Origin of the sequence: Streptomyces sp. HSW2009 (genome assembly GCF_040240285.1) — a bacterium.
Classification (GTDB): Bacteria; Actinomycetota; Actinomycetes; order Streptomycetales; family Streptomycetaceae; genus Streptomyces.
Window position 1 is genome coordinate 1 of record NZ_JBEHZD010000285.1, and the last position, 9,868, is coordinate 9,868.

Genomic DNA, 9,868 nt, shown 5'->3' on the forward strand with positions numbered 1-9,868 from the left:
GGGGGGCGCCCGCTGCGTACGCGACACCGTCGGTGGTCGGCTGAGCGGGGCTTCAGTCGCCCCGGGTGGCCGGACCGATCGGCGTGTCGCGCCGTACGTCGAGTGCTGCTGTGTCACCGCGCACCCCGGCCAACCCGATGAGCGGGTGGATCGCCGCGGATGGAACGGATGGAGCGGAACCGGGCACCGGTCGACCGTCCCCCATGCTTCGACAGCCGCCACGCAGAGGCGAGTTGGAGGCTCAGGGAGAGGTGCGCAGCGGTGTGTAACAGGAGTGTATGAGCGAGGGTGGGGCGGAACGGGGCGCCGGGTGGGTCCCTCTTGTTGACCACGAACGCCCGCCCGCACCGGCCCTGCCGAACGGGCGGGGACCCCGACCGACACATGAGGCGGAAACGATGCGCGCCCAGAAGTTAACCCTCGCTGCCCTGACCCTCGCCGCGGGTCTCACCCTGACGGCCTGTCAGGGTGATGACGAGGGCACCTCGCAAGGTGCCTCCTCGCCCCAGACCCCCACGTCGTCCGCGAACGGCGGCTCGGGCTCGGGCGGCTCGGGCGGCTCGGACCAGGGTGGCGGTACGGACTCCGCGGGCGAGGCCCCCGCCGGGCAGGGCACGCCGGGCAAGGGCTCTGCCGACCAGGGTACGGACACCGGGGCCGGCCCCAAGAAGGGCGGCAAGGCGGCCAAGTGCCGCACCGACAACCTGACGGTCACCGCGACCGACGGCACCATCGGCGGTGACCGCAACGCCACCGTGGTGGTGGAGTTCAAGAACAAGGGCGCCCGCGGCTGCACGATCGCCGGGTACGCCGGCGTTGACCTGCGGACCAGTGCGGGCGCGTTGTCCGCGAAGCGCTCGGGCGAGCAGGCCCCTTCGACGGTACTCAAGGTGGGCCAGTCGACGTTCGTCGGCATCCACTACCCGTTCGACACGTCGGGTGGCTCCGGCGTCCGCGTGACGGGGCTCGTGGTGACCCCGCCGAACGAGACGAAGTCGGTCACCCTCGCGTGGCCGGGCGCGGCCACGCTGCCCGCCTCGGACGGCGCAGGCTCCACGGTCGAGGTCGGCCCGATCGGAAGTGCCGGCCAGGGCGGCTGACCTGCATGCAGCCCGCGCCCACCGCCACCGCACACGCACCGGGCCGGCGGGGTCACCCTGCTCTCACCGGGCCCGCCCTGGCACCCACCCGACCGGTGGGTGCCAGGGCGGGCGGCCCGTGGCGGCTGCCTACTTCTCCCAGCCCACGGTCTCCGGCAGCGGGCTGTAGAAGATGGTCGCGCCGACGTTGGCCAGACCCTTCTTGACGCTGTACGTCGACGGGCCGCTGAACAGCGGGAGCTGGGCGTACTCCTGGAGGGCCTTCTGCTCGACCCGGTTCACCTCGGCCGTCTGCTTGTCGAGGTCGGCGATGTCCGCCGCGGCGCGGATCTCCTTGTCAAGCTCCGGCGACCCGGCCCCGGTCAGGTTGGAGTCGCGGTCGGAGCAGTACGTGTCGCACAGGTACCGGATGCCGAACGGGTCCATGGAGCGGTTGCCCGAGATGATCAGGTCGAACTTGCGCTCGTTGAGGATGCTGGCGAAGTCCGCGTCGTCGGCCTTCTTGATGTCCAGACGAATGCCGACCGGCTTCAGCATCGCGGTCAGCGCACCGGCGGTGGCCTTGTCCAGCGGGCCGTCACCCAGCAGCGTGTAGCCGATTTCCAGCTTCTTGCCGTCCTTCTCGCGCACCCCGTCGCTGCCAGCCTTCCAACCCGCCGCGTCGAGGTCCTTCTTCGCCTGGTCGGGCCCGTACTTCAGGACGGCCGCGACGTTGTCCTGGTAGCCCTTCTGGAAGCTGTAGAGCACGGCCGAGCCGGGCAGCGGCTCCTTGTAGTCCAGACCCTGGAACTGGATCTTCGCGATCTGGGTGCGGTCGACGCTCTCCTGGATCGCCTTGCGCACCGCCTTGTCGGCGAGGAGCGGCGACTTGGTGTTGAAGTGCAGCGAGTACTCGAACGGGCTGCCGCCGCTACGGATCTCGGTGCCCTTGAGGCCCTTCACCTGCTTCAGGCTCTCGGCCGTGACCGCGGAGACGTAGTCGAGCTGACCGTTCTTGAAGGCGTTGACGCCCGCGGCCGACTCCAGGTTGACGTACGTGCGCTTGTCGAGCTTGCCCTTCTTGCCCCACCACTTCGGGTTGCGCTCGAAGGTGATGTTGCCCGAGTGGCTGTCCCACTTGGCGACCGTGTACGGGCCCGCGCCCCACTCGGGGCGCGCCTTCTTCACGTACGCCTTGTTGAAGTTCTCGACCGTCGCCGCCTTCGGGTGCAGGAAGGTGGAGAACAGGGTGGACCAGAAGGGGTACACACCCTTGAAGGTGATGACGGCCTGCTTGTCGTCCTTGCCCCGCTCGACCTTGGTGATCTTGTCGTAGCCGTCGGTGGTGGAGGCCGCGAAGTCCTTGTTGGACCCGTTGTTGGCCTTCCAGGTGGCCTCGATCGCCTTCCAGTCGATCGGGGTCCCGTCGTTGAAGGTGGCCTTCGCGTTGATGGTCAGGACGACCTTCTGGTTGCCACCCTCGACGGACTCCTTCACGTCGGTGAAGTAGTCGGGGTTGTACTGCACGTCGCCGGTGGGCGAGTAGGTGATCGCGTTCGCGTTGTACCAGGCCCACACCCGGCTCGCGGTGAGCGTGCCGTTGACGTTGAACGGGTTGCCCTGTTCGTCGAACGTCCCCACCGTCGTGTACGTACCGCCGTCCTTGATCTTCTCGTACGGCGTCGGGTTGTAGTCGGCGGCTCCCGACGCGGTGGACGGGGTGTCCTTGCTGCCCGAGCCCGAGCCGTCATTGGTGGAGTTCTGGCACGCGGTGGCGGTGACGGAGATGGCTGCGATGAGGGCGACGGGCAGGGCCAGTCTTGCGCGCATGGGAGAGCGTCCTTGGGTTGGGTGAAGAGGTGAAAATGAGGGTTGGTCGTGGGTGGTGACGGGGCCTTGGCCGGGGCACTCGGCCCAGGTCACACCGCGTGGCAGGCGTACGCGTGGCCGTCCTGGCCCGGCGCCGGCCGCGGCGCGGGACGCTCGGTGCGACAGCGCTCCTGCACGTCCGCGTCGGCGAGCCGGTACAGCGGGCAGCGGTCGACGAACACACAGCCGCTCGGCAGGTTGGTGGCGCTGGGTTGCTCGCCCTGGAGGACGATCCGCTCGCGGGTGCGCTCGCGCTCCGGGTCGGGCAGCGGGATCGCCGACAGCAGCGCCCGGGTGTAGGGGTGCTTCGGGTCGGAGAACAGCGCCTCCGTGTCACCGATCTCCACGATGTGACCCAGGTACATCACCGCGATGCGGTCACAGATGTAGCGGACCACCGCCAGGTCGTGGGCGACCATCAGATAGGCGAGCCCCAGCTCCTCCTTGAGCCGGCCCAGCAGGTTGATCACCCCGGCCTGCACCGACACGTCCAGCGCGGACAGCGGTTCGTCCAGGGCGAGCAGCTTCGGGTCCGTGGCCAGGGCGCGGGCGATGCCGATGCGCTGGCGCTGGCCTCCCGAGAGCGCCGCCGGGAACCGGTCACCCATCGCCGGATCGAGCCCCACCAGGGTGAGCAGCTCGTGGATACGGGCGCGGATCGCCTCCCGGCCTTCCCCGAGCGCCTGGAGCGGCTCGGCGAGCAGTTGGTAGACGGGCAGCCGCGGGTCCAGGGCGCCCAGCGGGTCCTGCATGACGATCTGCACGTCGTGCCGCAGGGTGCGCCGCTCACCGCGGGCGGGGGCCGCCCCACCCGTGGCCGCGACACCCTTGCCGCCGGCCGCGCCGATCTCCTGCCCCGCGATCTCGATCCGGCCGCCCTCGGGCCGCCGCAGCCGCAGGATCTCCATCAGCGTCGTCGTCTTGCCGCTGCCCGACTCACCCACCAGGCCCAGCGTCTCGCCGGCCCGCAGCTCGAAACTGACGCCGTTCACGGCGTGCAGCGTGCCGACCCGGCGCTTGATGAACGCCCCCTTGGTGACGGGAAACGTCTTCACCAGCTCCTCGACGCGCAGCACCACCTCGCCGCCCGTCGAGCGGCCCGTACCCGCCGCGCCATCGCCCGCCGCCAGCTCCCCGCGCGGATCGAGAGTGCCGTCGGCTATCTCGGCCGCCCGCAGGCAGGCGACGTCCCCGTGCCCGGTGACCTCACGCAGCTCAGGCTCATCGGAGCGGCACGCGTCGAGCGCGACGGCGCACCGACTCGCGAAGGGGCAACCGGCCGGCAGGTCGGACGGGGTGGGCGGCTCCCCACCGATCGGTACGAGCGGACGGCGCACCCCGCCGTCCACCGTCGGCACCGCGGCCAGCAGCCGCGCGGTGTAGGGCATCGTCGGCCGCCGGAACAGGGAGTGAACATCCGTTTTCTCCACGAACCGGCCGGCGTACATCACGGCCACGTCATCCGCGTGGCCGGCCACCACCCCCAGGTCGTGGGTGATCAGGACGAGCCCGGCGCCGGTCTCGCGCTGCGCCAGGCGCAGCACGTCCAGGATCTGCGCCTGCACGGTGACGTCGAGCGCGGTGGTGGGCTCGTCGGCCACCAGCACGGCGGGCCGGTTGGCGATGGCCAGGGCGATGACCACGCGCTGGCGCATGCCGCCGGAGAACTCGTGCGGGAAGGCCGATGCACGGTTGCGCGGGTCGGGGATGCCGACGAGGTCGAGCAGTTCGACGGCCCGCTCCCAGGCAGCCTTCTTCGACAGGTCCTGGTGGACCCGCAGCGCATCGGCGAGCAGCCTGCCCACGGAGAAGATGGGGGTCAGCGCCGACAGCGGGTCCTGGAAGACCATGCCAATGGACTTGCCCCGCACCCGTGACAGGGCCCGGTCGTCGAGACCCACCAGGTCCTGCCCGCCCAGCACGACCTGACCGTGCAGGGCGGCAGTGGGCGGCAGCAGACCCATGATGCCCATCGCGGTGGCCGACTTGCCCGAGCCCGACTCACCGACGATGCCGAGGGTACGGCCGGGCAACAGGTCGAAGCTGACGCCGCGCACCGCCTCGACGGTCCCGGCCTCGGAGGGGAAGGAGACCCGCAGGTCCCGTACGGAGAGCACGGGTGTGCTGCCGGCGGGGGCGGGCGGGGTGTCCCGTACGGGGGTGGTGAGCGTCATCGTCGGCCTCCCGCCGCGCCGGTCACGGAAGTGGGGTCGAGTGCGTCGCGCAGCCCGTCACCGATGAAGGTCATCGAGACGGTGAGCAGGACGACCAGGCCCGCGGGGAAGGCGAAGAGCCAGGGAGCGCTGGTGATGGTGGTCGCGCCGTCGGCGAGCATCGTGCCGAGAGAGACGTCCGGGGTCTGCACACCGAAACCGAGGAAGGACAGCGCGGTCTCGCTGAGCACGGTCGCGACGACGCCGAGGGTCAGGTTGACGATGAGCAGGGAACCCAGGTTGGGAATGATGTGGCGCACGATGATGCGCAGCGGGTGCACACCCATGAACTCCGCCGCCGTCACGTAGTCCCGCTCGCGCAGCGACGTCGAGACCGACCACACGATGCGAGCGGTGGACATCCACCCGAACACGGTCAGCACGATGATCAGTACGCGCCAGTCGCCCGCCACCCGGTTGGAGATCAGGGCGAGGATCAGGAACGAGGGCACGATCAGCAGGAAGTGGATGAGGCCGAGCGTCAGCCGCTCCACCTGGCCACCGAAGTACGCGGCGCTCGCGCCGATGATCGCGGCAACGATGATGGTCAGGACGGACACGCTCACGGCGATCACCAACGAACGTTGCAGCCCGTGCACCGCGCTGGCGTAGATGTCGTTGCCACCCTGGTTGGTGCCGAACCAGTGCACGTCGCTCGGCGGCTGGGTGAGCGCGGCGAAGTCGGCGTCGGTGTGCTGGTAGGTGGTGAACAGGTCACCGAAGAGGCTGAACAGCACCAGCAGCAGGAAGATCACGACCCCGGCGACCGCGAGGCGGTTGCGCAGGAAGCGCCGCAGGTAGAGCCGGCCGAGGCCGAGACCCTTGGACGGCTTGGTGGGGACGGTGTCGGTTGCGGTCGCCATGTCAGTTCACCCGCACTCTCGGGTCGAGGAAGACCGTGGCGATGTCCGCGAGGATCGCGCCGATCGCGGTGAGCACCGCGGCGAACGCAGCCACCGCGACCGCGCCGTGCACGTCGTTCTTGCCGATGGTCTGGATGAAGTAGCGGCCCATGCCGTTCCAACCGAAGATCGTCTCGGTGACGATGGCCCCGGTGAAGATGCCGGGCACGCTGAACGCCACGGAGGCGGCCGTCGGGATCAGTGCGGCGCGCAGGGCGTGCCGGCGGACGGCCTTGGCGCGGGTGAGGCCGGTGGCCTGGGCCGTACGCACGAAGTCGGCGTTGATCGTGTCGAGCAGCAGCGAACGCTGGGTCAGGTGGTAGCCCACGTAACCCATCAGCGTCAGCGTCAACGTCGGCAGGATCAGGTGCAGCAGCCGATCACCGATGGTCGGGAACAGTCCCTCGACGTTGGGTGAGTTCTCCCCGGCGACGTACAGGAAGTCGAGCCCGGCGTGCTGGTTCAACCAGATGGCGACGAAGACCACGGCCAACGCGGCGACGGAGGTCGGAATGTTGAACACCGTGATGGAGATCGCCTGGAAGATCCGGTCGGCCGGACCGTACTGGCGCGCGGCGGTGTACACGGCGAGCGCCACACCGATCACCACGGACAGGACGGTCGCCGTCACCACGAGCTGGGCGCTGACGAGGGCGCGGTAACCCATCTCACCGTTGACGGAAACACCGGTCGGTGACGCCCCCCAGTCGAAGTGGAGGACCACCGAAGTGAGCCAGTTCCACCACCGCTCCACGAGCGGCACCCCGGGATCGAGGTTGTACGGGGCGAGGGCCCGGGCGATCTGCTCCTCGCTGCGGACGGGCCGCAACTCCTTGTAGTTCGATCGCGGGTCCAAAAAGAAGCTGGCCAGGAAATATGTCGCGTTGGTTGCGACAGCGATCATCACCAGCCAGCCGCCCGCCTTGCGCATCACATAGCGCATGGTGCGGACCGCCCCCTCACCACACACGCGGGACGCGCCGGGACGGCGCCGGGGAGACAGGTGCAGTACATGTGTGGTGGGACTTTCTGGAACGTACGAGTACGGAACGGCCCCACGAGGAGGCTCCGCCAGCTTGATCCCTAATAGATGGTGATGCCAAGTTTTTCCGGGCCCTGCCACGATCCTGCAATGTTGCCGAAGCAAAAGTGAGGTCGACGGCTGGGGGATTTGGGCGATTCCTGGTGGTGGCTGGTAACGGATGGCGGTGAGGGGGCGGGTGATGGTTGATAACGGAGGGTGATCTGGGTCTGAGGTTGGTGGGGTGAGGTGGGGCGGGGCGGTGACCTGATGGGCTGGGGTATCGGATGGGTTGGAGTGGGGTACGGGGCGGGTTGGGTTGGACCGTATGGGGCGGCGGCAGGGTGGGTTGGGGTGGGTGGGACGCGGGTTGGGGTGGGGGGAAGGTTTGAGGGCCGGGGCCGGGAGTGGGGAAGGCGTTGGGAACGGGGAAGGGGTTGGGGGAGCGGGCGCGGTGCCGCCGTGCTCAGTGCGCGGTGAGCCCGCCGTCGACCACCAGCTCCGAGCCGGTGACGAACGAGGAGTCGTCGCAGGCCAGGAAGAGGATCGCGGGTGCGATCTCGTCGGCCCGACCGGCGCGGCGCATGGGGGTGCGCTGGATGTCCGGCTGCTGGTCCCCCTGCTCGTCGAGCAGTTCCTGGATCATCGGCGTGACGATCACCCCGGGGTGCACCGAATTGACCCGTACCCCCTGCCGGGCGTACTCGACCGCCGCGGTCTTGCTGAGCAGGCGTACGGCTCCCTTGGACGCCTGGTAGGCCGCAGCCGCGCCGCTGCCCACCAGGCCGAGCACCGACGAGGTGTTGACCACCGACGCGTTGCCGCTCGCCCGCAGCAGCGGCATCGCCGCCCTCATGCCGAGCCAGGTGCCCTTCTGGTTCACGTCGACGACGCGGTCCCAGTCCTCTTCCCGCGTGTCCTCGATGCCCGGCCAGTCCACGATGCCGGCGAGGTTCACGAGCACGTCCAGCGCGGCGAACTGGTCGCGTACGAGGGTGATCACCTCGTCCCACTCCCGCGCGGAGGAGACGTCGAGGCGGGCGACGACGACCTCCGCGCCGCGCGCCCCGATCCGCTCGGCCAGGTCATGGAGCGGGCCTTCGGCGATGTCGGTGAGTACGAGCCGGGCGCCCTCGCGGGCGAAGAGTTCGGCGGTCGCCGTTCCGAGTCCGCCGGTCGCGCCCGTGATCAGCGCGACCTTGCCGGCGAGTCGTCGTCCCGTCATGGGGTTGGTCCTTTGGTCGTCCTGGTTGCTTGTTCGTCTGCTCGCTGGTCGGCTTGCTCGCGTCCGGCTGGCTGCCGGGTGCGAACTGGTCGATAAAGCCAGCCTGCCGCGAATGGGACCGTCCCCCCGTAGGGCGCGGTCGCTTCCGCTCCGCCGAGTCTGGGCAGGTCAGCGGCGCCCAACCAGGGCGTGCGTTCCCTGGGGGTGACACACCCAGGCAGTGCGTCGGGCTGCTGCGACCGGCCGGCCCGTACGGCCGATGGCTGCCGCGAAGGCGCGGGCGCACGGTGCTGGGGGTGGGGCGCGCCGGGCGTATGGGCACGTGAAGCGGGTCACAGATGGCTGCGGGCGGCGCCGAAGGGCTGGAGCGTGCCGAGCCGAGTCACTAATCTGAGGGTGCCTCATCTCAAGGCAGGGTCGGGGCCTCGGATGTGCGGACGGACGTCGGCACTGGGGGCCCACGTCATCCGTGTGGGCCCCGGCTCATGAGATGAGGTGGCAGGGATGGTCAACTCGGAACCGGTCCAGGTGAGATCTGGCTGGTTACGTAAGGCGGCTTCACGTTTGGCTGTCGCGCTCGGTGCGAAGGCGCTGTGGGCGGTGGCCGTGAAGGTGCTCGACCATGAAGGAGTTGATCTCTAACTCCGAGTGAGGCAGATGGGGCTGACGCTCCAGCTAGCTTCGCTGGTGTACCCCCAGTCGCCAGCGACGCACCGATGATGGTGTGGGAGAAACCATCTGCCTCACGCCCTGTCCTCTTCCCCTGTCCCCGCGCCCCAGGCTCTGCTGAGTGGTCCAACTGGCCTGGTCCGTATGGGTGGTTGGCGATGTGGGGCGTTTTCGGATGAGGGCCCGCCTTCGAGTGTCGGCCGACACCGCTGACCTCGCCACAGGACCGGCATCGCCGCCGGCCTGACCTGCCCCGGCTCCCAGCCCCTCCGCCCATCGCACGACGACGGCGGCGTCCTCATGGCATGCTCGGGTGACTGACAGAGGGAGATCGCCGTGGACGCGTTGACCGTTGCCAACGATGTGGTGCCGTACGTCACCGCCGCCGTCGCCGCGTACGGAACGGCCGTCGTCACCCGCAGTGCCGACACGGCCGCCGACGCGACGGTGTCGCTGGGCCAGCGGATCGTGCACCGGCTGTGGAGCCGGGAGGAGAGCCGGGGAGGGTTGGAGGAGGCCATCGAGGAGGTCGCCGACGCCCCACAGGACGACGACGCCCATGCGGCCCTGCGCGTCCAGGTGCGTCGCATCCTGCGACAGGACGCCGAGTTGGCCGCCGAGCTGGCACAGCTCCTGCCCACCCGCTCCTTCACCGCCTCGGGCGCCGGTGCCGTCGCCGTGGAGACGAACAACGGCGTCATCAGTACGGGCGACGGCGCCACCATCCAGCGATGAATGAGGGGGCGGGTGTGGAGGCGTCGGGCCCCCGAGCGGTCGCCGTCGGGACCAACAGCGGCGTCGTCTCCACCGGTGACCACGCCACGATCGACGCGCGCACCGTCCACCTGCCGGCCGGAGCCGCACGGCAGCCCGCCGATGTGCCGGCCCCC

Annotated in this window: 8 protein-coding genes; 2 read left to right on the forward strand and 6 right to left on the reverse strand. The window is 69.7% G+C overall.

Translation table 11 applies throughout. The features are described 5' to 3' along the window. Positions 1-52 precede the first annotated feature (52 nt). A complete protein-coding gene (locus tag AAHZ94_RS20485) occupies positions 53-187 on the reverse strand; it encodes a hypothetical protein (protein WP_349994430.1) in 135 nt (44 codons plus the stop codon). A 211-nt stretch (positions 188-398) separates the two neighbouring features. On the opposite strand from AAHZ94_RS20485, the gene AAHZ94_RS20490 reads away from it, so the two are divergent. Beyond that, on the forward strand, positions 399-1,100 hold the full coding sequence (locus AAHZ94_RS20490) for a DUF4232 domain-containing protein (protein ID WP_349994431.1): 702 nt from the start codon (positions 399-401) through the stop codon (positions 1,098-1,100). Positions 1,101-1,229: 129 nt separating this feature from the next. Here AAHZ94_RS20490 and AAHZ94_RS20495 read toward each other — a convergent pair whose 3' ends face one another. From AAHZ94_RS20495 to AAHZ94_RS20515, 5 genes are all read right to left on the reverse strand, one after another. Then, the gene (locus tag AAHZ94_RS20495; protein ID WP_349994432.1) at positions 1,230-2,909 is read right to left on the reverse strand and encodes an ABC transporter family substrate-binding protein; all 1,680 of its coding nucleotides are present in this window, start codon (positions 2,907-2,909) and stop codon (positions 1,230-1,232) included. Between the two features lie 89 nt (positions 2,910-2,998). Continuing rightward, positions 2,999-5,122 carry a dipeptide ABC transporter ATP-binding protein gene (locus tag AAHZ94_RS20500; protein ID WP_349994433.1) on the reverse strand — a complete coding sequence of 708 codons (2,124 nt, stop codon included), beginning with the start codon at positions 5,120-5,122 and terminating at the stop codon, positions 2,999-3,001. After that, positions 5,119-6,024 carry an ABC transporter permease gene (locus AAHZ94_RS20505; RefSeq protein ID WP_349994434.1) on the reverse strand — a complete coding sequence of 302 codons (906 nt, stop codon included), beginning with the start codon at positions 6,022-6,024 and terminating at the stop codon, positions 5,119-5,121. The genes AAHZ94_RS20500 and AAHZ94_RS20505 overlap by 4 nt, the downstream gene beginning before the upstream one ends. Position 6,025: 1 nt before the next feature. Beyond that, entirely contained in the window at positions 6,026-7,006 is a 981-nt protein-coding gene (locus tag AAHZ94_RS20510; RefSeq protein ID WP_349994435.1) for an ABC transporter permease, read from the reverse strand. 544 nt (positions 7,007-7,550) lie between these two features. Continuing rightward, complete coding sequence (locus tag AAHZ94_RS20515; protein WP_349994436.1) at positions 7,551-8,309, reverse strand: SDR family NAD(P)-dependent oxidoreductase; 759 nt, start codon at positions 8,307-8,309, stop codon at positions 7,551-7,553. A gap of 1,005 nt (positions 8,310-9,314) precedes the next feature. Between AAHZ94_RS20515 and AAHZ94_RS20520 the strand changes: the two genes are divergently transcribed. Beyond that, positions 9,315-9,713, forward strand: a complete 399-nt coding sequence (locus AAHZ94_RS20520; protein ID WP_349994437.1) for a hypothetical protein — start codon at positions 9,315-9,317, stop codon at positions 9,711-9,713. The last annotated feature ends 155 nt before the right edge of the window (positions 9,714-9,868 follow it).

Excerpts from the sequence above, each read along its gene's own strand:
- AAHZ94_RS20490 (WP_349994431.1), top strand. The coding sequence starts at position 399 with ATGCGCGCCCAGAAGTTAACCCTCGCTGCCCTGACCCTCGCCGCGGGT.
- AAHZ94_RS20495 (WP_349994432.1), bottom strand. The coding sequence starts at position 2,909 with ATGCGCGCAAGACTGGCCCTGCCCGTCGCCCTCATCGCAGCCATCTCC.
- AAHZ94_RS20500 (WP_349994433.1), bottom strand. The coding sequence starts at position 5,122 with ATGACGCTCACCACCCCCGTACGGGACACCCCGCCCGCCCCCGCCGGC.
- AAHZ94_RS20505 (WP_349994434.1), bottom strand. The coding sequence starts at position 6,024 with ATGGCGACCGCAACCGACACCGTCCCCACCAAGCCGTCCAAGGGTCTC.
- AAHZ94_RS20510 (WP_349994435.1), bottom strand. The coding sequence starts at position 7,006 with ATGCGCTATGTGATGCGCAAGGCGGGCGGCTGGCTGGTGATGATCGCT.
- AAHZ94_RS20515 (WP_349994436.1), bottom strand. The coding sequence starts at position 8,309 with ATGACGGGACGACGACTCGCCGGCAAGGTCGCGCTGATCACGGGCGCG.